Here is a 21,729-nt window from a genome sequence, read left to right as displayed (position 1 = left end):
CCCCGTTCTCGACATAGAACAGGTGCGGTGCCGTTTGCCTGTAGCCAGGCAGGCAATCCGGCCCTGCGGGCGCGCCCTTGAAAAAAATGGTGCAATACCCGATGCCGTAGGCGGATTTCGATCGGACGGCGCCCCTGCCCGGGCCGGAATCCGTCGTTCAAGAACACGATCCGGGGCCTGCGCGGCTCCGGCCGAAGATAGGAACGCTGCTGTGCCGAACGAGTCTTCCCCACCTGTCGATCTGGCCTCTTTCCTGAAACGCGCCGAGGGCGTTCTCGCCCAGCTCGAAGCCTGGCTCCCCCCCGCCCCGCCCCCCGTGGACTGGAATTCCCACGCCTTCCGCTGGCGCAAGCGCGGAACGCGAGGCTGGCTGGAGCCGGTGCGGCACATCGCGCGCATCGACCTGGACGACCTGCAGCACATCGATCGCCAGAAGGAAGTGATCGACCGGAATACGGTGCAGTTCCTGGAAGGCAAACCGGCCAACAACGTGCTGATGACCGGCGCCCGCGGCACCGGCAAGAGTTCCCTGGTCAAGGCCATGCTGGCCACGTATGGCGATCGCGGACTGCGCCTGATCGAAGTCGACAAGAGCGACCTGGGCGACCTGCAGGAGATCGTGGAGACCGTGGCCGAGCGGCCCGAGCGCTTCCTGGTCTTCGCCGACGACCTGTCGTTCGAGGAAGGCGAGGCCGGCTACAAGGCGCTCAAGTCGGTGCTGGACGGCTCGATCGCCGCATCGACCCAGAACGTGCTGATCTACGCCACGTCCAACCGGCGCCACCTGATGCCGGAGTACATGCACGAGAACCTGCAGGCCAAGCACCAGAGCGACGGCGAGATCCATCCCGGCGAGACCGTCGAGGAAAAGATCTCGCTGTCCGAGCGCTTCGGACTGTGGTTGTCGTTCTATCCGTTCAAGCAGGACGACTACCTGGACATCGTGGCGCACTGGCTGCGCGACCTGGGATGCAGCGAGGAATCCATCGCGCGCTCGCGTACGGCCGCGCTGCAATGGACGCTCGAGCGCGGCTCGCGTTCCGGCCGGGTCGCCTGGCAGTTCGCCAAGGATTGGGCCGGGAGGGAGGTCCCCCCCCCTACGCGCTGACAGGAGGGCTCCCCCCTACGCGCTTGCGCGCGCCCCCCAGGGGGCGGCACTGGCGGACCGGCGGAGCCGGATCCGCTGTGCCCTGGGTATTGTTCTTGTGTGGATTGCATTTTTGGAAGGATTATGGGGTCTCTGGGTTCTGGTGTGAAAGTCGTGGATGTCGCGGTGGGCGTGATGCTCCGGCCGGACGGCAGCCTGCTGCTGGGCCAGCGGCCCGAAGGCAAGCCTTACGCGGGATGGTGGGAGCTGCCGGGGGGCAAGCTGGAGCCGGGCGAGACGATATTGCAGGCCCTGGCGCGGGAATTGAAGGAAGAACTGGGGGTGACGGTGCTGGAGTCGTCGACCTGGGTCACGCACGTGCACGCCTACTCGCACGCCACCGTCAGGCTGTATTTCTGCCGGGTCACCCGCTGGGAAGGCGAGCCCCGGGGGCTGGAATCGCAGGCCTTGCAATGGGGGCGGATACGGGACGCGAGCGAGGCCGAGGTGCAGGCGGCGCGGCGCGATCACGGGGAACGGCTGAAGGCGCTGGAAGCGCGCATCGCCCGGGGCGAGCAGCCGACCGACCTGGAAACGGCCCAGGCGCGCGCGCAGTCGCCGGAGGACGCGCTGGGACTGGCGCTGGAGCCGCGCATCGGCCCCCTGCTGCCGGCCACGCTGCCGCCGCTGCGGTGGCTGCACGTGCCCGATACCTATGCCATCACCCATATCGGCTCGCCCGGCAACGTCGATGCCTTCCTGCGGCGCCTGGATGCCGCGCTGGCCTCGGGCCTGAAGCTGATCCAGTTCCGTGAACCGGACTGGCCCGGCGGCGCGGCGGACGACGCGCTGCGCCAGGTGCTGAAACAGGTGGTGGCACGCGCCCGGCCGGCCGGCGCGCGGGTACTGGTCAACAGCGCGCATCCGCGCGACTGGATCGCCGATGCCGACGGTGTGCACCTGCGCGCCGCCGACGTCCCGGCCCAGCGCCCCAAGCTGCCGCCCGGCGCGATGCTGGGCGTATCGGCCCACGATGCCGCGGAACTGGAACGCGCGCGCCAGCTGGACGCCGACTTCGCGGTGCTGGCGCCGGTGCTGCCCACGCGCTCGCATCCCGGCCAGCCCGGCCTGGGCTGGGAGACCTTCGGCACGCTGGCGCTGCACGCCGGCCTGCCGGTGCTCGCGCTGGGCGGGCAGTCGGCGGACACGCGCGCGACGGCCCTGGCGCACGGCGCGCATGGCATCGCGGGCATCAGCGGCTTCTGGGGCGGCTGACCCGGGCGACGGACCGGCGGCCCCCTCCGCCGGCCTCCCGGCCGCGTCACTGCACGGTGATGCTGGCCTCCTTGATCACTTTCTCCCAACGCGCGGCCTCGGTGTCGATCAGGCGCTTGAACTCGGCGGGCGTATTGCCCACCGCGATGCCGCCGTGGGCCTGCACTTTCTCCTTGATGTCCGGCGACCGCGCGATGCGGGCCAATGCGTCGGCAAGCTTGCGGACGATCTCCGGCGAGGTGCCGGCGGGCGCGACCACGCCGTTCCAGACGGTCGCCTCCAGGTCCAGGCCCTGTTCCTTCAGCGTGGGCAGCTCGGGCATGGACGCCAGGCGCTCGCCGCTGGTCACGCCCAGGCCGACCACCCGGCCTGAACGGATCGGCGCCATGCCCGAACCGGTGAAGGCGAAATGGATGCGGCCGGCGTTGAGATCGACCTCGGCCGAGGCGGTGGACTTGTACGGCACGTGCAGGGTGTCGACCCCGGTCATGGAAGCGAACAGCGCGCCCACCAAGTGCGGCGACGTGCCCGACCCGGGCGACGAATAGTTGAGCTGCCCCGGCCTGGACTTGGCCAGCGCGACCAGTTCCTTCACGTTCTTGACGCCCAGCGTGGGGCTGGCCATCAGGTAGAACGGCAGCGCCGCGACCATGGAGACCGGCGCGAAGTCGCGCTTGGGATCGTAGGTGATGTTGGGATACAGCGAAGGATTGATCGACAAGGTGGTCACCGAGGCCATCAACAGCGTGTATCCGTCCGGGGCGGCCTTGGCGACGTACTCGGCGCCTATCATGGTGCTGGCACCGGCCTTGTTCTCGACGATGACCGGCTGCTTAAGCTCGCGCGCCAGCGCATCGGCGAAGATGCGCGACACCGTGTCGGCGACGCCCCCCGGCCCGTGCGGCACCACCAGCTTGATGGGCCGGTCCGGATACTGGGCGTGCGCCGCCAGGGCCGGGACCGCCGCGAGCATCATGGCCGCGACGAAAGTCTTGATGCGTGTCTTCATGCTGTCTCCTATTTTGATGCGCCGGACGGGCACCGGCCTCCCGGCTCCGTCCGGCGAAGGCTTATTGCGCGCCCGCGTCCAGGGACACGTTCCAGGCGTCGTAACCGTAGACCCAATCGGGATTGGTGGACTCGCGCATCCAGTTGTTGGCGCTCGATCCGGCCTGCACCGCCGACGTGCGGGGCTTGCGAACCTGCTCGAACAGGCGGAACGCCGCATCGAGGTCGGTGCGGTGGGCGGCCACGCAGCGCGCCAGGACGACCGAGTCCTCCAATGCCATGGCCGCGCCCTGGGCCATGTAGGGCGTCATCGGATGGCAGGCGTCGCCCATCAGCACGATGTTGCCCCGTCCCCAGCTCGGCAGCGGATCGCGCTGGAAGATCGCCCATTTGTGCACGTCCGGGCATGCCGCCAGCACCGCGCGCACGTCGGGATGGAAATCGGCATAGGCCGCCCGCAGCACCTCCAGGTCGCCCTTGGCCGACCATGATTCAGGGGTCAGCCAGCCGGCGTCCTCGGGTTGGCTGGTGACGAAATAGATTTCGTCCTGGTTCCGGGTGACGTAATAGATGACGATGTGGCGGTCCGGTCCCCACCATTTCGTGCGCGACTGGCCGATGTCGAGCGAGCCCAGCCGGCTGGCCGGGAACGTCGTCCGGTAGGCGACGCGGCCGGTGAAACGCGGCTGCTCCTCGCCCAGCAGCAGTTCGCGCACCAGCGAATGCACGCCGTCGGCGCCGATCACCGCGCGGGCGCGGGCCTGGGTGCCATCCTCGAAGCGCAGCGCGATCTCGCCATCGCCCTGGTCCAGGTGCACCAGCTTCTTGCCCAGCGCGATGTGCGCCGCCGGTACCCGCGCCGCCAGCGCCGCGTGCAGGTCGCCCCGGTGCATGGCCAGGAAGGGCATGCCATAGCGCTCCAGGACCGCGCCGGCCAGCGGAAACTCGTTCGTCACGGCGCCGGTGTCGTGCGCGCGGTTCAACGACGACCGGGGGGCGAAGGCGATCGATTCCAGTTGCGGGCGCAGCCCCAGCCCATCGAGCACCCGCATGGCATTGGGCGTCATCTGGATGCCCGCCCCGATGCGCGCGAACTGCCGCGCCTGTTCGTAGACCTGCACTTCCACGCCCTGGGCGCGCAGCGCGGTCGCCGCCGCCAGCCCGCCTATGCCCGCGCCGATGATCGCAACCGGCAACTCCGACTTCTTCATGAAACGCCTCCGATGGGTCCGCCTTTGCGGAAGCGCCCATTATTGAAGTCGGGACATATCGAGTAAATTGCAGAACAGCTCTAGCAGCTATAGAACTTCTCTATGTAACGCGAGACAGGCATGGATATCAAGCAACTCGAGTACTTCGTCCAGGTCGTCGATGCCGGCAGCTTCACGCGCGCCGCCATGGTGCTCGAAATGACCCAGCCTTCCCTGAGCCGGCAGATCCGCCTGCTGGAGGTGGAGCTGCACGAGCACCTGCTGTACCGCAACGGCCGCGGCGTGGAGCCGACCGAGGCGGGCAGGTGCCTGCTGGAGCACGCCCGGGTCGTCCTGGCCCGACTGGCCACCGCGCGCCAGGAAATCCACGAACTGAAGGCCGTGCCCCGCGGCAAGATCGTGGTCGGCTTTCCGCCGCGCATCGCCCACCTGCTGGCCCCCAGCCTGGTGCGCGGTTTTCGCGAACGCCTGCCGGGCGCCGCGCTGACCGTGACCGAGGGGTTGAGCGTGAGCCTGAGGGAATGGCTGCACGAAGGCCGGGTCGACGTCGCGCTGCTGTACGATCCCGCCCCCGGCGAGACGCTGGACTACGAACCGGTATTCCAGGAGGAACTGATGCTGGTGGGATGCGTGCCGGGTCCGGGCGAGCGGCTGCCCGAATCGCTGCCGGTCGATGCCCTGGCGGACTATCCGCTGATCCTGCCCTGCGAGCCCAACACCATCCGCGCGGTGGTGGACGCCGCCTGCCGCCGGCGCGGCATCGCCCTGAACATCGTCGCCGAGGTCAACGCGGTCCACACCATGGTGGCGCTGGCCGAAAGCGGCGAAGGCTACGCGCTGCTGTCGGCCAGCGCCATCGGGCCGCAGCGACGCGCCGGCACGCTGGCCACGGCCCGCGTACACACGCCGTCCATGCACAACAATCTGATCATGTGCACGGCACGGCTGCAGCCGCTGACCCGGTTGACGCGGGAAACCATGCAGTTGCTGCGGTCGCTGGACATCCGGGCACTGCTGGCCAACGCCTAGGGCCCGTTCAGTTCACCGATTGCGGCGGAGGAAACAGGCGCCCCGAGGTGTCGCCGCTCAGGTCGTCGGTCTCCAGCGGCGCGCCGGGAATGGAGAATTTCTCGGCCGCCCACGCCCCCAGGTCGATCTGGCGGCAGCGCTCGGAACAGAAGGGCCGCCAGGCGTTCTCGGGGCTCCACGGAGCCAGCTTGGCGCAAGTGGGACATTTGACGTTCTTGACCATGGCAGCATTGTAGCCAGCGGACGAAGGGGCCGCCGCGCTTAGAAACTGTTGCACAGCGTCAGCTGGAAGGGCACGTCGGCCACCACCGGCTGGGGCTTGAGGTCGCCCCCCTGCGACGAGAAGCGCACCGACACCATGTACTTGTTGGCGCTGACCTCGGGAAACACGCCCAGCGCCTCGTCGACGTAGATGCGCAGCAACTGATAGGCCTTGCCTCCCAGCATCTGCTGGAAGGCTCCGCCCTCGGCCACCACCGCGACCTGGCGGCCCGATTCGCGCAGCATCTTCAGCACGATGGCCAGGCCGTCGCGTATGGGCAGGAAGGGCTCGACCCACTGGGCGAGATCCTGGACCCGATGCTCGACAGGCTTGTGCTTCCAGGCATGAAAGGAAGGAACGTCGAACTCGCACGCCCCGCCCGGGATCGCCAGGCGGCTGCGTATGCTGGTCAGCCATTCGTTCTGCCGCAACGGCTGGCCGGTCTTGCCCTGTGCCACCAGCGAACCCGTGGCCTGCTCGATGCTGGACAGCATGACGTCCAGGGTCTGGCGATCGACGCCGGGATGCTCGCGCAGCGAGCTCAGGGATTGGCGATAGCGCTCCAGGTCCTGCAGCAGGTCGGACTTGAGATCGGCGCGCGCCGATACATCCAGGATTTCGAACAGCGTGGTCAATGCGACGTGATGCCCGCGGGCATCCGGTTGCCGCACGAAGAAGAACAGATTGTCGAAGAGGCTTTCCAGACGCAGCAGCGTACGGACGCGCTCGTTGAATGGGTATTCGTAAAGAACCACGTAGACCGTCCGGAATCGGAATTTCGTAGAAATATACCTGTACGGCATGGACACGGCGACACTTGCCGCGCCCGCTTCCGAACGGCCCTTGCGCGGGCGCTTCGGAACACCTCCATTGTAGGTACGGAGCCCACCGGAAAAACACTCAACCGTGGCCCGATCACCCCTTACTTTGAAGCAGGCGGCTCGGCAATGCGGTTTCGAGTTGTGACGCCCGCCGCGCCGGCCGCTTCCAGCAAGGCCTCGTGGAAGTCGCGATGCAAGGCGGTGTCGGGCGCGTCGCGATGGCGCAGGATGCCCACCATGCCCTGCCGGTGCGTGGGCAGGTCCAGCGCCACGAGCTGCCCGGCGGCCTGGAAGTAGCCCAGCACGCGGCGCGACAGCGCGGTCAGCAGGTTGGCCCGCTGCATCATGGCCACCAGCATCAGGATGCCGACCGCCTCGACCCGGTAGCGCGGCGCGGGCAGGCCGGCCAGCGCGAACTCGGCGTCCAGCTCGCGGCGCAGCGGGTTGCCCTGGGGCGGCACCACCCAGCCGCATCCTTCCAGATCCGTCCAGGCCAGGCCGCGGCGGGCGGCCAGCGGGTGCGAGGGAGGCGCGGCCACCGCGATGCTTTCGCCATAGACCGGCGTGCAGCGCAGGCGATCGTCGATGGCGTCGCCCTCCAGGCGCGTGACCACGAAATCCAGGCGGCGCTCGAGCAAGGGCGGCAGAAGCTGGTCCAGCGTCGACTCGGTGATCGAGAGCCGGGTCTCGGGACGCCGGGCCAGCAGCAAGGCCACGCTGTCCGGCAGCAGGCCGGTCGAGACCGTGGCCGTCACCCCGATCGACAGGTGCCCGTCCGCCCCTTCGGCCATCAGCGCCATGGCGTGACTGGCCCGCTCGACCTCGGCCAGCATGACGCGGGCATGTTCGGCCATGGCGGTGCCGAAACGCGTGGGCACGAGGCCGCGCGAATGGCGCTCGAACAGGGGCACGCCCAGTTCGGCCTCGAGCTCGGCCAGCCACTTGGACAGGGCCGGCTGCGTCATGCAGAGACGTTCGGCGGTGTGGCTGAGATTGCACGTGTCGGCCAGGCTGCTCAGCACTTCGAGCTGCCGGATGCGCAGGCGCCGGGTCCAGTCCATTGCCATGAATTTTATGTATGACAGAGCGGAATTTTATCATTGGAAACAAATACCTCTCCGTTCCCATAATGCCGGCACGGCGCCGACCAGACTGGCTCCAGCCAGCCCGCCCCCCTTCCACGGAGACACCCCATGCGACCGCTTGCGCGCCTTTTCCTCGTGCTTTCCCTCGTTGCCGCCGCGCCCTCGGTGCGAGCCGCCGACTATCCCGACCATCCGGTCAAGCTGGTCGTCAACTTCGCCGCCGGCGGGCCGCTGGACCTGATCGCCCGCTTGATCGCCGAACAGGCGGCATCGCGCCTGAAACAGCCCGTCATCGTCGAGAACCGGGCGGGTGCCGGCGGCAACATCGGCGCCGAATACGTCGCGCGCTCGCCCAAGGACGGCTATACGGCGCTGGTCAGCGTCGACCACCTGCTGACGATCAATCCGTCGGTCTACCGGAACATGGGACTGGACCCCTACCGCGATCTCGTGCCGGCCGGCATCTTCGGCACCACCTCGCAGGTGCTGGTGGCCCACCCCAGGCTGGGGCTGAAGGATTTCCGCGACTTCCTGGACCGGGCCAGGAAGGAGGACCTGACCTACGCCTCGGCCGGCCTGGCCTCGCCCGGCCACCTGACCTTCGAACTCCTGAAGGCCCGCACCGGCATACGCGGCACGCACGTGCCCTACAAGGGCAACGCCCCCGCCCTGTCGGACGTGGTGGCCGGCCACGTGCCGCTGGCCTTCGTGGCCTCGTCCAACACCCTTCCCTATGTCCGGTCCGGCGCGCTGCAGGCGCTGGCCACGTCCGCCGCCATCCGCAATCCCCAGTTGCCGCTAGTCCCCACGGCGCAGGAACAGGGCGTACCCGACTTCGACGTGCGATTCAGCCAGGTGGTCCTGTTTCCCGCCGGCACGCCGGCGGCCGTGGTGACGAAGTGGGAAGGCCTGCTGCACGACATCCTGGAAAGCGCGGAAGTGCGCCGGCAACTGGATCAGATGGCGGTGACGCCGTTCTGGGCCGACTCGGCGCAGACCACGGCGTGGTTGCGCGACACGCGTGCGCGTTGGGACGCGTTGATCCGCAAGCTGGACATCCAGTAAAGCCCGGGCAGCCTGCTAGGGCAGCGCCAGCAGGTCGAGCCACGCGCGATGCCGGGCCAGCGTACGCTCGGACAGCTGGCCGGGCGTGGTCTGGCCATCGTTGAGGATGACGTCGTCGGCCACGGCCAGCCGCTGGGCGCGCGTCGCCTGGGCGGCCATGATGCGGGCGACCATGTCGGGAGCCAGGCCGCTGCGGCGCTGCACGCGCCGGACCTGGGTGGCCTCGTCGCAATCGACCACGCAGATCCGGTCCACCCGGTCCCGCCAGCGACCCGACTCCACCAGCAGCGGCACCACGAAGACCTGATAGAGCCCCTGGCGCCGGGCGGCCTCGCGCTCGACCTCCTGGCCGATGAGCGGGTGGATCAGCGCCTCGAGCCGCGTCTTGGCCTGTGCGTCGGAAAACACCAGGGCCCGCATGCGGGGACGGTCCATCGCGCCGTCGGGACCGATCATGTCCGGACCGAATTCGCGCCGCAGCGGCTCGATGGCGAGTCCGCCCGGCGCGGTCAGCGCATGCGCGATGGCATCGGTATCGATGACGGCCGCGCCCTGCGCCTCCAGGATATCGGCCACGGCGGTCTTGCCGGATCCGATGCCGCCGGTCAGGCCCACGCGCAAGGGACGGGCGGGGAAAGAAGGAAGTGTGCCTACCATGCCAGCAGCTTAATCCATGCGTCGCCCGCGAACATCGCGGCCACGCCCGCCGCCGCCAGGTACGGCCCGAATGGCAGCGGCTGGTCGCGCCGCACGCGGCCGGCGATCATCAGCACCCCGGCCACCGCCACACCGGCCAGCGAGGCCGCCACCATGACCAGCGGCAGGCTCTGCCACCCGAGCCAGGCGCCGATGGCGGCCAGCAGCTTGAAATCGCCGTAGCCCATGCCTTCCTTGCCCGTCAGCAGGCGGAACAGCCAGTACACGGACCACAGCACCCCGTAGCCGGCCATCGCGCCGATGACCGCGTCGGGCAGGAAGGCGAAACCGCCCCACAGGTTGACGAACAGGCCCGCCCACAGCAGCGGAAGCGTCAGGTCGTCCGGCAGCAGCGAGGTCTGGTGATCGATCACGGCCAGCGCCAGGCAGGCCGCGCAGAATGCCATGGCGGCCAGGCTGGTCCAGGTCACGCCGAACACCACGACGCAGGCCGCGAACAACGCCGCCGACGCCAGTTCCACCAGCGGGTATTGCCAGGAGATGGGCGCGGCGCAATGGGCGCAGCGGCCGCGCAGCGCCAGCCAGCCCAGCACCGGGATGTTGTGGCGCCAGGCGATCGGATGCCGGCAGGCCGGACAATGCGAGGGGGGATAGGCCAGGTCGAAGCGGGCCTGCCCGGGTTGCGCGGCGCCGTGCAGCTCCGCGCACTGCTCCTGCCAGGCGCGCTGCATCATCTGCGGCAGGCGCGCGATCACGACGTTGAGGAAGCTGCCCACCACCAGCCCCAGCACGGCGGCGGTCGCATAGGCCAGCCACGGGGTGGCCGCGAGTATCTGCACGAATGACATAGACAAGGATGTAAACGCCGCCACGGCGGCCCCCCGCAAGCTTAACCGCCCCCGGGGCCCCGCGTGGGACGGGCACGGCAATAAATGTCCTGCCCCCGGCACGGCATCCGTCGATGCCCGCCGCGCTTCCCTTCGCATGCCGGCAGACGCAACAGGTTAGACTTGCGATAAATCTCAAGAGCCGGAGCCGTCATGACCAACCCGCCCCTTTCCTCCCGCCCCGCCCCTTCCCGCCTTGCCACCCTGGCCGCCGCCCTGGCCGTGGCGGCCGGATTGGGCGCGTGCTCCATCCCCCTGCCCGACCGCGAGCGCTCCGGCACCCTGGCCGCCGCCGACGCGGTGATCCCGCCGCCGCCCGCCGTGACGCGGGAACAGGCCGAGCGAGGCGGACAGGATAGGGGCGTGCCCCTGGCCCAGCCGCAAACCTTCCGCGGCGTGATCCCCTGCGCCGACTGCGCCGGCCAGCGCGTCACGCTCACGCTGCTGCCCGACTGGACCTGGCGCATGCGCCGGGTGTATTTCGGCACGCGCGACAACAAGGAACAAAGCTTCATCAGCACCGGCCGCTGGGAACGCCTGTTCGACTCGCCCGACCAGATCCGCCTGATCGGCGACCGCAACGAGGGCGGACTCTACGAGTTCATCTCCGGCAGCACGCTGCGCATGCTGGACCAGAACGGCGAACCCATCCAGTCCACGTTGAACTACGCCCTGACCCAGCAGTTCGAGGTGGACTTCATCACCGACACCTTCACCATGCGCGGCAAGGTGATGGCCAAGGACGGCCAGCCCACCTTCGCCATCTGCAGCACCGGCAAGCGCTATCCGGTGTCGTCCACCGGCCAGGCCCAGGCCCTGGCCGACGCCTACGCCAAACTGCGCGTGGCCCCCGGCACCCCGGTCCTGATGTGGATAGACGGCCACATCGCCCGCAGCGGCGAACCCCCGGTAGAGTCGGTGGTCGTAGACAAGCTGGCCCGCGGCACCTTGGACAGCCCCTGCGAGGACTGATAGGCCCACCCCCTACGCCCTTCGGGCGCCCCCTCAAGGGGGCGATGCGGGTGGACCGGCAAAGCCGGATCCACCGCATCCTGGGTCTAGTTCCTTTATCTTGGGTTGTGGCGCCGGTGCTTCGCTGGCAGCCAGCGAAGCACCGGCGCCACAACCCAAGAAACGGGTACTAGACCCAGGAAACCGCGGATCTGGCTCCGCCAGTCCGCCGGTTTCGCCCCCTGGGGGGCGCGCGTAAGCGCGTAGGGGGGGGCTTCTACCTCGCCCGAGAGATACGTACCTCGGCGCCGCGGCGCTTCACTTCCAGGCCTTCGGAGGGCAGGATCTTCAGGCCTTCCAGGCCCTTGGCGTAGCTCGAACCCTGCATCTGCATGACGCGGATCTTGTTGCGCATCACGCTGGGGTTGTGCACGGGCATGCCGAACAGCCAGACCTCGTCCAGGATGCGGGCGGAGTTGAACTCGCCGGTGTGCTGGGCGGCGGGCCCCAGGCACAGCATGTGGCCTTCGCGGCCGAACACGGGCAGGCGGTCCAGGCCGCATTCGAAGGTCCAGGTCGTGCCGCCCTCGTAGCGCCAGCCCGTGTTCAGGTCCCACCAGGCTTCGCCCTTGGGGAAATAGACGCGGATCTGGTTGCCGGGCTGCACGGCCGGCGCGACCAGCAGGGCCGGGCCGAGCAGGTATTGCAGCTCGTGGGCATGCGCCTCGGGATCGTCCGGGAAGGACAGGGCCATGGAACGCTGCACCGGCAGGCCGGTGCGGGCCGCGTCCTCGATCACCCCCAGCACGTAGGGAATGAGTCTATAGCGCCACTGCATCAGCGTCTGCGCGTGCTGGAAGGCCTCCTCGCCGAAGTCCCAGGGCAGCAGCCCCGGCACGGCGTGAAAACGCAGGTGCGAACTGAACACGCCGGCCGCCAGCCAGCGCAGGTACAGCTCGGGCGTCATGGCGTCGCGCGGATGCTGGGGCGAACCGATGTCGTGGGCATGGGCGGGCAGCCCGCTGGCCCCCGCCGTCAGCGCGGCGCGCAGCGATTCGGCCAGTCCTTCCCAGGTGTTGGGCACGGACACGGGGGCCTGCATGGGCAGGCGCTGGCCGGTCGGGAAGAGATCGCGGCTCCACACCACGCCCTCGGGCGGGGTCTTGTTCCAGGCCGCCGCCTCGAACAGGCAGCGCTTGACCAGCATGGGATAGGCCGTGCGCAGCCGCGCTCCGGTATCGCCGTTGCGCGCCTCGACGCCGTCGGGGATGTCGAACTGGATGTCGCAGGACACCGCATCGACGCCCTCGTCCATGACCTGGCGGATCTTGTCGCGCCAGAAGGTCCACACGTCGCGGTGGGTCAGGTCGAGCAGGCCGAAGGCGACGCCCGCGCTGGCGGGCACGCCGGCGAACACCTGCGCGGCGCCGGATTCGTCGGTCAGCAGCCAGCCCTTGTCCTCGAGTTCGGCGAACATGGGGCTGTGGGTGGGCACGCCCGGGAAACCGGGTGCGCACACCTTCAGGTCCAGGCCCTTGAACTCGCCCAGCACCTGGCGCGGATCGGGGAAGCGGGCGGCGTCCCATTCGAGGTTCAGCTTGGCGCGGATCTCCCAGGCCGCGGGTGGCCGGAACGACACGGCGTCGAGGGGCACGCCGCGGCTGCGCATCTGGCCGGCCACGGCGGCGAGCTGCTCGGCGCCGGTATCGGGCGCCTGGTGCAGCCACGTGCCCATGCTCCACAGCGTGGGCTGTCCCGCGCGGCCGGTCAACTGGGTGTACTGGTTCAGGATCTCGGCCGGCTCGCCCACGAACAGGAACACGTCCAACTGGGCGTCGGCCACGGTCACCACGTAGCTGTCGGGCGCGAACTCGGGCAGGCCGATGTCGTGCACGACGGATTCGAGCGTATTGACGTACAGCCCCCAGCCGCGCGGGCTCCAGGCCAGCGGCAGGGCGCGCGACTCGGCCTCGTCGGACACCACGCGCTCGGCGCGGCGGTCCAGCATGATGCGGCTTTCGCCCAGGCCGTGGACGGCTTCGCCAACCGCGAGGTCGAAGCACAGGGCCCACGACGTCGGGGCCGCGGCGTCTTCGGTGCCGAGCGGGCACAGGTCCTGGTCCGCGGACGAGGCCAGCACCTGCTGCCCCTTGCGGTACAAGGCCAGCCGCACGGGATTGGCGGCGATCTCGAGTACGTTGTCGCCCTGGACGATGCGCCAGCCGGGCTGGCCGGCCACATCCGCCTGTTCAACCACGGCCTCGCCTATGGCCTCGTCCCGGGCCAGCAGATCATGCAGGGCGGCGGCGCGCGTGGCGGAGCCGGAGGCCGGCTTGCCGGTGGCGGCGGGCGTGCCCATGCTCAACCTGAACACGCCTGGCGCGCTGGCCTCGACCAGCACCGGCTGGCCCTGGTCCGTCGTGAAACGGACGGCGGACGGGCTGGTCGTGTTGAGAGACAGGGATTCCAGACGCTGGTAGCGGGAGGAGTCGAATTGAAGTGGCACAGGTTTCCCTCGATCGCTTTCGACAGATTGGCAATAGCAAAGACGCAACCCTCGCGAGGCCCCGCTATCCGCCCCAAATGCGGCAAATGACCGCACTTTTTCGCCAAAACCTCTATTTTGACGGATTCGGGGAGGCAAATAAACCGTGGAAGAAGCCGTCTCCCGCACGGACGCGCTTCGCGGGGCGCCGCGAGAGGCCCGGCAAGGCCGTATCCGGGGCCATCCCGCGCCCCTGGAAGCAGCGGATCGGGACACGCGGGCCGGGCACCGCGCGCCCCCAGGCACGTCTTTTTTGCTGTTAATCCCGCTATTTTCCCACGATTCGGCCCGGGATCAGCGCCAGGCGATCATGCGCAGCAAATCCCCCTCCAGCACCATGGGTTCTCCCTCCAGGGAAGCGGCCAGTATGTCGCCTCCCAGCGCCGACCAGCTCAGGCCACGCGAGGCATAGCCCGAGGCGGCCCAGAGCCCGCCATGGACAGGCGATTCGCCGATCACCGGCAACCTGCCGGGCAGCACGGCGCGCCACCCGGCCCAGCCCGTGAACGCGCCGGGATCCAGGCCGGCCCCGGCCAGTGCCGGCAGCAGCCGCGCGGCCCGGTCCAGGTTGACCGCGTGGCCCTCGGCCGTGACGACGGCGCGCGAGGCATCGTGGACGTACGTGCTGCCGGCCACGCAGGCGCCGTCCACGGCGGGCAGCACGTAGCCGTCGCCCGCCACCACGCAGCGCGGCGGGCGCCAGGCGGCATCTTGCGCGGGAAGCAGCGTGATCTGTCCCGCTATGGCCTTTTGCCCGAAGAAACCCGGCAGTTCGCCGTCGGCGGCCAGTCCGCTGGCGGCAAGCAGCCGCGGCGCCTCGGCCGCATTGGCCAGCACCACGATCTCGGCCTCGGCCAGCGTGGCGCCTTCCTGGTCGAGGGCCCGCCACCGGCGGCCCGACGGCACGTCCGCCGCCAGCGCCTCGATGCGGGCTACCCGGGCCGCCCGGACTTCGATGCCCGGCCGGGACAGCAGCGCCGCCCCCAGCAGGCGCGGACGCACCCGCAGTCCGCCCGGAAAATAGACCCCGCCGCGCGCCGTCGGGCAACCCGCCAGCGCGCTGGCTTCGTCCCGCGTCACCGGTCGCACCCAGTCGGCCGGAAAACGCAGCTCCTCCAGCATGGCGCGCATGCCGGCCTCTTTGTCGTCGGATTTGGCCTGCTGCACGGTGCCGCAGCGGGCGACGATCCCGCCGTCCATCCACGGCGCCCAGCGCGCGGCCGCGCGCAAGGCACCGGCACGGCTCAGGCGCGCGCGGGGGCTGTCGTCCCGGGCCAGCAACGGCGTCAATGCGGCGGCCAGATGGCCGCCACCTTGCGGGGGAAAAGTCCAGGCCGCATCGAACACGGACACGCGCCAGCCACGCAACGCCAGCGCATGCGCCACACCGGCCCCGGCGATGCCCGCTCCCACCACGATGGCATGGCGCTCGGCGAAGGACGGCGGCTCGGCCGGCGCGTGGCGGCGCTCGAAGCGCGGCGCATGGCGCGCCACCGTCATGTGCAGCTTGCCGCCGAAGCCCTCCCTGCGCTCGACCTCGAAACCCGCCGCCTGCAAGGCGCGGCGCGCCGCGCCGGCGCTCGCCCAGGTCGCCGCCGTGGCATCCGGCGCGGCCAGCCTGGCCAGCGCCTTCATCAGCGGCTCGGACCACATGCCGGGATTCGCGGACGGCTTGAATCCATCCAGGAAAAAAGCGTCCGCGCGCAGGACCAGCCGGGGCACGATCTGTTCGGCCAGCCCGAAGGCCAGGGTCAGCGTCACCGCGCCGCCATCCAGGTCCAGCCGGTGCAGGCCGGGAAGAAGAGGCGGCCACTGCGCCAAGAGTTGCGCCGCCATGTCGTCCCACCCGGCGGGCACCCGCGCGCGCAGCAGCTCCGCCAGGTCCTCGCGGGCAAAGGGATGGGCCTCGACGGACACCACATGCAGCCTCCGGCTGCGCCGGGGATCGTCGCGCCAGGCGCGCCATAGCGCCAGGAAAGTCAGCCCCAGCCCGAATCCCGTCTCGCACACGGTGAAGCGCTCGCGTCCGCGCCATCGCTCCGGCAGACCGTTGCCCGCCAGGAACACATGGCGAGCCTGCTCCAACGCCCCCTGGGCGGCATGGTAGATGTCGCCGTAGAGCGGGCTATAAGGCAGGCCGTCCTGATCGAAGGCCGGGCGGGAAGGAGTCAGGGGGGTAAACACGGCGAGGATGATAACCCCCCCCTACGCCCTTCGGGCGCCCCCCAGGGGGCGATGCGGGTGGACCGGAAGGGAAGCCCACCCCCTACCCGCTACGCGGGCCCCCTCAAGGGGGCGATGCGGGTGGACCGGCAAAGCTGGATCCACTGCATCCTGGGTCTAGTACCGTTATCTTGGGTTTGGCACGGGTGCTATCGCTGGCTGCCAGCGGTAGCAACGGTGATCCAATCCAAGAAGCGCGTACTAGACCCAGGAAACCGCGGATCTGGCTTTGCCAGTCCGCCGGTTTCGCCCCCTGGGGGGCGCGCGTAAGCGCGTAGGGGGGGGTACACTCCCTGTATGAGCATCCCCGCAGCCGCCACCATGGACAAGCCCGTCCCGCTGGATCTCTTCAAGGCGCTCGAAGCCGCCGTCACCGCCGCGCACGCCGGCGCGGCGATCTTGCAAGCCTATGCGCACAAGCGCTCGGAACTGGTGATCGACCTGAAGGCCCGCAACGATCTGGTTTCGCAGGCGGACCGCGAAGCCGAAATCGCGATCATCGAGGTCCTGCGCGCGCGCACGCCGCAATACGGCATCGTGGCCGAGGAGACGGGGGGCTCGCCTTCCGGTCCCGCCAGCTGGTACATCGACCCGCTGGACGGCACCACCAATTTCGTCCATGCCATTCCCCACTACGCCGTTTCCATCGCGCTGGTGGCCCAGGAAGGCTGCGGCATCGCCTTCGAAGAGACGCGGTGCGAGCCCGGGCCCGTGGTGGGAGTGATCTACGATCCCTGTCGTGAAGAGATGTTCACCTCGGTACGCGGCGTGGGCGCCTGGCTCAACAGCCACCGCATCCAGTGCTCGCGCACGGAAACCCTGGCCGATGCCCTGCTGGCCACCGGCTTTCCCTACAGCGACATGTCGTTCACCGAAAGCTACCTGCCCATGCTGCGCGACGCCATGCACGGCACGCGCGGCGTGCGCCGCAACGGCGCCGCGGCGCTCGACCTGGCCTGGGTGGCCTGCGGGCGCTTCGACGGCTACTGGGAGCTGCGGCTCAAGCCGTGGGACGTCGCCGCCGGCACGCTGCTGGTGCGCGAAGCCGGCGGGCAGGCCTTCGACCCGTTCGGGCGGGCTCCCTGGCCCGAGCAAGGCAACATCGTCGCCGGCGGCCCCGGCGTGGCCAAGGCCTTGCACGACCTGATCGGTCCCAACCTCAAGGCCGCCGGCGCGGGCTGAAGACCGCTCAGCGCACGATCATCAGGCCGATGCGCACCTGCGACTTGGCGCGCACGTTGTAGTCCAGCAGGGTCTCGCCGTAGCCGTTGAAATACTGCACGTGCAGGAAGCCGTTCAGGCGGCCCAGGCCCAGCTTGCGCAGCGGGTAGGCCATGTCCAGTTGCAGCGATCCCTTCTCGTGGCCCTTGCGCACCAGCGCCGACACCATCAGGCCGTCATCCTTGGCCCAGCGCAGTTGGTAGTCGACGTGGCCCCGATAGTCGGCGATGTCCGGATTGCCCTCGCGGGTCATGTAGTACTTGATCTTGGGGCCGAAGCTGAGCGTGCTGCCGTCGTCCAGGCGATAGCGCAGCGTGGGCCGGGCGTACAGGGAATTGATGGCGCGCGAGGTATCGCCGTCGCGCCCGTTGGATTCGTGCTCGAAGCCGCCGTCGAAACCCAGCGACTTGCGGCGGTCCTGCGACTCCCAGACCCGGTCGGACAGCCAGAAGACCGCGGGGCGATAGCTGCTGTCGCGGAACGGGGCCGAGTTCTCGCCTATGTCCCACAGCGAGGTCTGGCTATAGCCCAGGTACAGGTTGTTGAGAAAACCGGTTTCCTCGCCGTCGTAGGGCTGGAACAGCCGGAACTTCAGGCTGACCTGGAAGCGCGCGTTCAGGTTGGGGCGGGCGCCGAAGCTGAAATACACGGGCTCGTAGGGCGACAGCGCGCTGCGGAAGCGGCTCAGCACGTCATGCTCGTCGTTGCCCGGGGCGGTGGCGTCCGACGGCGCCGGCCCCGACAGCGCGGTGCTGCCCGGCCCCGAACCGGCCGACAGGCCGCTGACCGCCGCCAGCACGCCGCTGTCCGGCACCTGCGGCACCGCGCCGGGCGCGCGCGGATCGACGATGGGACCGATCGCGCGCGACCCCACGATGGCCCCTTTCTCGGCGGGCGTCGCGTCCAGCGCCAGCAGCACCGGCTCGCCTTCGATCGCGATGGCCTGCAGGCCGCGCGCCTGCTCGGGCACCACGGCCGACCAGGTCGCGCGCGAAAACTGTCCCACGGGAATCTGCAGCACGGCGGTGCCGCCGTCCAGCCGCGCGGGCGCGCGCACGACGCGGCCGGCGGCGTCGCGCCATTGCAGCACCAGCTCGCGCGGCGCGTCCCAGGTCGCCGTGGCGTTGCCGTCGTTGAAGAACATGGCCTCGATGCGCACGGTCTCGCCCGGCCCGGCCTGCATGCGGTCCAGCTTGAAGGTCACGCCCGCGTCCGCCCGCAAGGGCGCCGCGGCCATCAGGGCGAAAAGGCCCGCGGGCGCGAGCGCGCGGCGCACGATGCCATGCGGCGCACGAAGACGATGGTCAGCCATCCGACCTGGCATGTGGACTCCCCGACAACGCCCGCGATGGGGCAGACGCCGCCATTGTAGGGGCATGCCGGGAATAATCCGTTACGCGGCGGCCTCGGTGCCGGTCCGCAGTTCGCGCCGCAGGATCTTGCCCACGTTGGTCTTGGGCAGCTCCGACCGGAATTCCACATAGCGCGGCCGCTTGTAGCCGGTCAGGCGATCGCGGCAGAACGCCTTCAGGTCCTGCTCGGTCAGCGCCGGGTCGCGCTTGACCACGACCACCTTCACGGCCTCGCCGGAATGTTCGTCGGGCACGCCGATGGCGGCACACTCCAGCACTCCCGGGTGCTGGGATACCACGGCCTCGACCTCGTTGGGATAGACGTTGAAGCCCGACACCAGGATCATGTCCTTCTTGCGATCGACGATGCGGATGTAGCCGCGTTCGTCCATGATGCCGATGTCGCCGGTCTTGAAGAATCCGTCGGCCGTCATCACGCGGGCGGTCTCCTCCGGCATGTTCCAGTAGCCCGGCATGACCTGCGGGCCGCGCAGCGCGATCTCGCCGCGCTCGCCGATGGGCAGCGCGGCGCCGTCGTCGTCCAGGATCGCCGCGTCGGTGGACGGCAGCGGAATGCCGATGGTGCCGGAATATTCCTTGATATTGATGGGCGTGCAGCAGGCCACCGGCGACGTTTCCGACAGCCCGTAGCCCTCGCACAGCGGGGACTTGGTCACCTCGCGCCAACGGTCGGCCACCGCCTTCTGCACCGCCATGCCGCCGCCCACGCTCACGCGCAGGCCCGAGAAGTCCAGCGACCGGAACTGCTCGTTGTTGAGCAGGGCGTTGAACAGGGTGTTGACGCCGGGAAACAGCGTGAAGCGGTAGCCCGACAGCGTCCTGACCAGGTCGGGAATGTCGCGCGGATTGGGCACCATCACGTTGAGGCCGCCGGCCCGCATGCCGAGCAGGGCGCACACCGTCAGACCGAAGATGTGATACAGCGGCAGGGCGCAGACGAAGATGTGCTGGGTGCGCTGTCCGCCCTGCCTGGCGGGCTGCTCGTCGGTCAGCAGCCAGGCATCGCATTGCAGGACGTTGGCGACGAGGTTCCGGTGCAACAGGACGGCCCCCTTGGCCACGCCCGTCGTGCCGCCGGTGTACTGCAGGAAGGCGACGTCGTCGGGCCCGATCTCGGGGCGCGCCAGTTCCCGCGCCGCCCCTTGCGCCAGCGCGCGCCGGAAGCTTACCGCGCCCGGCAGGCTGAACGGCGGGACGAGCTTCTTGACGTAGCGCACCACGGCATTGACCACGGTGCCCTTCACGCCGCCCATCAGGTCGCCCATGGACGCCACCACGATGTGCCGGATGGCCGTGGCGGACAGCACCCGCTGCAGGGTGTGGGCGAAGTTCTCCAGGATGACGATGGCCTCGGCGCCGCTGTCCTTGAGCTGGTGCTCCAGTTCCGGGGCGGTGTAGAGGGGGTTGACGTTGACCACCGTATAGCCGGCCCGCAGCACCGCCGCGATGGCCACGGGATACTGCAGGACATTGGGCATCATCAGGGCCACGCGCGCGCCGCGCGGCAGTCCGCGCGATTGCAGCCAGGCTCCCAGCTTGCGCGACATGGCGTCGATGTCGGCGTAGGCAAGCGTCCTGCCCATGCAGACGAAGGCCGGGCGCTCGGCGTACTGCGCGAACGATTCCTCCAGCAACTGGATCAGGGACCGATAGCGTCCCGGGTCGATGTCGGCGGGAATGCCCGGCGGGTAGTACGCCAGCCACGGTCTTTGCATGCACGTCTCCTGGTCTAGTCTGTGCCGCGTGGTGTCGGCCTATGGGGCCGATGATAGCCCAGCGGCCTGCACGCGGTCGGTTTCCGCCTGCAATCGCCGCCGGCGCTCGGCATACGGCAGCCGCGCCAGCTCGCGCGCCTCGTCCAGGAACGGCGTCAGGCTGCCGTCGCGGCAACTCTCGCAGCGGCGCGCCATGGCCCGCAGCGCCGGCACCCACTGGTGGTACGCGCCCATGGCCGCGAACTGCGCGTTGTTCAACGCCTGCGCGAACCAGGCGTCGTAGCCGGCGTAGCCGTTCCAGCGCTCGCGCTTCATCCGTTCGTAGCGGGACCGCAGGTCGGCGATGATTTCGGCCTTGCGCGCGCGCCGCCGCTCGATCTCGTCCGGCCCCAGGCCCACCGGATCGGGCGTGGTGGGCGCCGGACCCTGCCGGGCGCCGGTCTCGCCATAGGCCTGCGCCAGTTGCCGCCGGGTCTCCAGCAGCAGCGCGACGAAATCGCGCCGACGCGCATCGAAGGCCTCGTAGGCCGGCCGCAGCGACTGGTTGCGGGGCTCCCGCAGCCAGCGCTCGACGCCGATCTGCTCGACCGCCGTGGCCAGCGACTCGTTGAACGTCGTGTCGTTCTTCGCGTAGACCGCCTGGTGGGTCAGTTCGTGGAAGACCAGGCGCGCGACCTCGGCCGGCGGCAGACGGATGAAAGTGTTGACGAAGGGGTCGGGATACCAGCCCAGCGTCGAATAGGCGGGCACGCCGCCCACGTGCACGTCCCAGCCCCGTGCCTTCAGTTCGGCGGCCGTCCGCCGGGCCTCGGCTTCGCTGTAGTAGCCCCGGTAGTCTATGCATCCCACCACCGGAAAACAGGACTGCTTGAGCCGCAGGGACAGTTCCGGCGTGGCGAACACGTTCCAGACCACGTAGGGGCGCTTGACGTCGGCGTATTCGGTGTAGCTGCGGTTGTCGGGCAGGCCCAGCACCTGGCTGGCATAGCGGCGCGCGTCTTGCGCATGACGCAATCGCTCGCGCAAATCGGGGGAGGTGGCGGGATCGGCCAGGACCTCGTCGACCGGCCGCGCCGCCTGCAGCAGCGACGAATGTCCGCCTATCGACTGCGCGTAGTAGCGCAGGTCGGCGCACCCGGCCAGCGCCGCTGCCAGGACCAGGGCGCCCCAGGCCGCCCGGCCCCTCGTCGTTACACTCGCCATGGACAAGCTCATTGGAGATAATGGCTATGGTAACCGCCGGCCCCGGGGCACACGACCCCGCCGGCGACGCCGGACACGGCGCGGCACATCGGCCCTTCCCGCCTTCGCGAC

18 protein-coding genes are annotated in these 21,729 nt (G+C 69.5%); 6 read left to right on the top strand and 12 right to left on the bottom strand.

The features are described from left to right. The first annotated feature begins 211 nt into the window (after window positions 1–211). Window positions 212–1,108 (top strand): ATP-binding protein, encoded by an 897-nt coding sequence (locus tag CDO46_RS05875; protein ID WP_254914557.1) that lies wholly within the window; start codon window positions 212–214, stop codon window positions 1,106–1,108. Window positions 1,109–1,252: 144 nt separating this feature from the next. Further along, window positions 1,253–2,362: a thiamine phosphate synthase gene (locus CDO46_RS05870; protein WP_303395831.1), complete on the top strand. Its 1,110-nt coding sequence runs from the start codon at window positions 1,253–1,255 to the stop codon at window positions 2,360–2,362. Between the two features lie 46 nt (window positions 2,363–2,408). Here CDO46_RS05870 and CDO46_RS05865 read toward each other — a convergent pair whose 3' ends face one another. Beyond that, window positions 2,409–3,371, bottom strand: coding sequence for a tripartite tricarboxylate transporter substrate binding protein (locus CDO46_RS05865; RefSeq protein WP_087837622.1), 963 nt, complete (start codon window positions 3,369–3,371; stop codon window positions 2,409–2,411). 61 nt (window positions 3,372–3,432) lie between these two features. Further along, window positions 3,433–4,581, bottom strand: a complete 1,149-nt coding sequence (locus CDO46_RS05860) for an FAD-dependent monooxygenase (protein ID WP_087837621.1) — start codon at window positions 4,579–4,581, stop codon at window positions 3,433–3,435. A gap of 120 nt (window positions 4,582–4,701) precedes the next feature. On the opposite strand from CDO46_RS05860, the gene CDO46_RS05855 reads away from it, so the two are divergent. Beyond that, window positions 4,702–5,610 (top strand): LysR substrate-binding domain-containing protein, encoded by a 909-nt coding sequence (locus tag CDO46_RS05855; RefSeq protein ID WP_087837620.1) that lies wholly within the window; start codon window positions 4,702–4,704, stop codon window positions 5,608–5,610. 7 nt (window positions 5,611–5,617) lie between these two features. Here CDO46_RS05855 and CDO46_RS05850 read toward each other — a convergent pair whose 3' ends face one another. From CDO46_RS05850 to CDO46_RS05840, 3 genes are all read right to left on the bottom strand, one after another. Next, on the bottom strand, window positions 5,618–5,833 hold the full coding sequence (locus CDO46_RS05850; protein ID WP_087837619.1) for a DNA gyrase inhibitor YacG: 216 nt from the start codon (window positions 5,831–5,833) through the stop codon (window positions 5,618–5,620). A 38-nt stretch (window positions 5,834–5,871) separates the two neighbouring features. Then, entirely contained in the window at window positions 5,872–6,627 is a 756-nt protein-coding gene (gene zapD / locus CDO46_RS05845; RefSeq protein WP_087837618.1) for a cell division protein ZapD, read from the bottom strand. Between the two features lie 167 nt (window positions 6,628–6,794). Then, entirely contained in the window at window positions 6,795–7,760 is a 966-nt protein-coding gene (locus CDO46_RS05840) for a LysR family transcriptional regulator (RefSeq protein ID WP_087837617.1), read from the bottom strand. 126 nt (window positions 7,761–7,886) lie between these two features. Here CDO46_RS05840 and CDO46_RS05835 point away from each other — a divergent pair, with 126 nt between their 5' ends. After that, window positions 7,887–8,843: a tripartite tricarboxylate transporter substrate binding protein gene (locus CDO46_RS05835; RefSeq protein WP_087837616.1), complete on the top strand. Its 957-nt coding sequence runs from the start codon at window positions 7,887–7,889 to the stop codon at window positions 8,841–8,843. 15 nt (window positions 8,844–8,858) lie between these two features. Here CDO46_RS05835 and coaE read toward each other — a convergent pair whose 3' ends face one another. Both coaE and CDO46_RS05825 read right to left on the bottom strand, forming a co-directional pair. After that, complete coding sequence (gene coaE, locus CDO46_RS05830; RefSeq protein ID WP_087837615.1) at window positions 8,859–9,500, bottom strand: dephospho-CoA kinase; 642 nt, start codon at window positions 9,498–9,500, stop codon at window positions 8,859–8,861. After that, entirely contained in the window at window positions 9,494–10,348 is an 855-nt protein-coding gene (locus CDO46_RS05825; protein WP_087837614.1) for an A24 family peptidase, read from the bottom strand. The genes coaE and CDO46_RS05825 overlap by 7 nt, the downstream gene beginning before the upstream one ends. Before the next feature lie 192 nt (window positions 10,349–10,540). Between CDO46_RS05825 and CDO46_RS05820 the strand changes: the two genes are divergently transcribed. After that, window positions 10,541–11,359 (top strand): copper resistance protein NlpE N-terminal domain-containing protein, encoded by an 819-nt coding sequence (locus CDO46_RS05820; protein WP_087837613.1) that lies wholly within the window; start codon window positions 10,541–10,543, stop codon window positions 11,357–11,359. Between the two features lie 256 nt (window positions 11,360–11,615). On the opposite strand, the gene CDO46_RS05815 is transcribed toward CDO46_RS05820, so the two are convergent. Together CDO46_RS05815 and mnmC are read right to left on the bottom strand one after the other, a co-directional pair. Continuing rightward, complete coding sequence (locus tag CDO46_RS05815; protein WP_087837612.1) at window positions 11,616–13,844, bottom strand: TIM-barrel domain-containing protein; 2,229 nt, start codon at window positions 13,842–13,844, stop codon at window positions 11,616–11,618. 333 nt (window positions 13,845–14,177) lie between these two features. Beyond that, complete coding sequence (gene mnmC, locus CDO46_RS05810) at window positions 14,178–16,067, bottom strand: FAD-dependent 5-carboxymethylaminomethyl-2-thiouridine(34) oxidoreductase MnmC (protein WP_343927784.1); 1,890 nt, start codon at window positions 16,065–16,067, stop codon at window positions 14,178–14,180. Between the two features lie 336 nt (window positions 16,068–16,403). Between mnmC and CDO46_RS05805 the strand changes: the two genes are divergently transcribed. Next, the gene (locus tag CDO46_RS05805) at window positions 16,404–17,288 is read left to right on the top strand and encodes an inositol monophosphatase family protein (RefSeq protein ID WP_243724377.1); all 885 of its coding nucleotides are present in this window, start codon (window positions 16,404–16,406) and stop codon (window positions 17,286–17,288) included. A 7-nt stretch (window positions 17,289–17,295) separates the two neighbouring features. On the opposite strand, the gene CDO46_RS05800 is transcribed toward CDO46_RS05805, so the two are convergent. The 3 genes from CDO46_RS05800 to CDO46_RS05790 all read right to left on the bottom strand — a co-directional run bounded on the left by CDO46_RS05800 (window position 17,296) and on the right by CDO46_RS05790 (window position 21,618). Further along, entirely contained in the window at window positions 17,296–18,639 is a 1,344-nt protein-coding gene (locus CDO46_RS05800; RefSeq protein ID WP_087837609.1) for a phospholipase A, read from the bottom strand. 81 nt (window positions 18,640–18,720) lie between these two features. After that, window positions 18,721–20,415 (bottom strand): long-chain-fatty-acid--CoA ligase, encoded by a 1,695-nt coding sequence (locus CDO46_RS05795; protein WP_087837608.1) that lies wholly within the window; start codon window positions 20,413–20,415, stop codon window positions 18,721–18,723. Window positions 20,416–20,454: 39 nt separating this feature from the next. After that, a complete protein-coding gene (locus CDO46_RS05790) occupies window positions 20,455–21,618 on the bottom strand; it encodes an aminopeptidase (RefSeq protein WP_176400666.1) in 1,164 nt (387 codons plus the stop codon). Between the last annotated feature and the right edge of the window lie 111 nt (window positions 21,619–21,729).

This window comes from Pigmentiphaga sp. NML030171, assembly GCF_002188635.1.
In the GTDB taxonomy this organism is placed as follows: Bacteria; Pseudomonadota; Gammaproteobacteria; order Burkholderiales; family Burkholderiaceae_B; genus Pigmentiphaga; species Pigmentiphaga daeguensis.
This window is presented reverse-complemented; position numbering and strand designations above follow the sequence as displayed.

Bases quoted from the DNA above. Each gene is read 5' to 3' on its own strand.
- CDO46_RS05865 (WP_087837622.1), bottom strand. From the start codon at position 3,371: ATGAAGACACGCATCAAGACTTTCGTCGCGGCCATGATGCTCGCGGCG.
- CDO46_RS05860 (WP_087837621.1), bottom strand. From the start codon at position 4,581: ATGAAGAAGTCGGAGTTGCCGGTTGCGATCATCGGCGCGGGCATAGGC.
- CDO46_RS05855 (WP_087837620.1), top strand. From the start codon at position 4,702: ATGGATATCAAGCAACTCGAGTACTTCGTCCAGGTCGTCGATGCCGGC.
- CDO46_RS05850 (WP_087837619.1), bottom strand. From the start codon at position 5,833: ATGGTCAAGAACGTCAAATGTCCCACTTGCGCCAAGCTGGCTCCGTGG.
- CDO46_RS05840 (WP_087837617.1), bottom strand. From the start codon at position 7,760: ATGGCAATGGACTGGACCCGGCGCCTGCGCATCCGGCAGCTCGAAGTG.
- CDO46_RS05835 (WP_087837616.1), top strand. From the start codon at position 7,887: ATGCGACCGCTTGCGCGCCTTTTCCTCGTGCTTTCCCTCGTTGCCGCC.
- coaE (WP_087837615.1), bottom strand. From the start codon at position 9,500: ATGGTAGGCACACTTCCTTCTTTCCCCGCCCGTCCCTTGCGCGTGGGC.
- CDO46_RS05825 (WP_087837614.1), bottom strand. From the start codon at position 10,348: ATGTCATTCGTGCAGATACTCGCGGCCACCCCGTGGCTGGCCTATGCG.
- CDO46_RS05820 (WP_087837613.1), top strand. From the start codon at position 10,541: ATGACCAACCCGCCCCTTTCCTCCCGCCCCGCCCCTTCCCGCCTTGCC.
- CDO46_RS05805 (WP_243724377.1), top strand. From the start codon at position 16,404: ATGAGCATCCCCGCAGCCGCCACCATGGACAAGCCCGTCCCGCTGGAT.
- CDO46_RS05800 (WP_087837609.1), bottom strand. From the start codon at position 18,639: ATGGCTGACCATCGTCTTCGTGCGCCGCATGGCATCGTGCGCCGCGCG.
- CDO46_RS05795 (WP_087837608.1), bottom strand. From the start codon at position 20,415: ATGCAAAGACCGTGGCTGGCGTACTACCCGCCGGGCATTCCCGCCGAC.
- CDO46_RS05790 (WP_176400666.1), bottom strand. From the start codon at position 21,618: ATGGCGAGTGTAACGACGAGGGGCCGGGCGGCCTGGGGCGCCCTGGTC.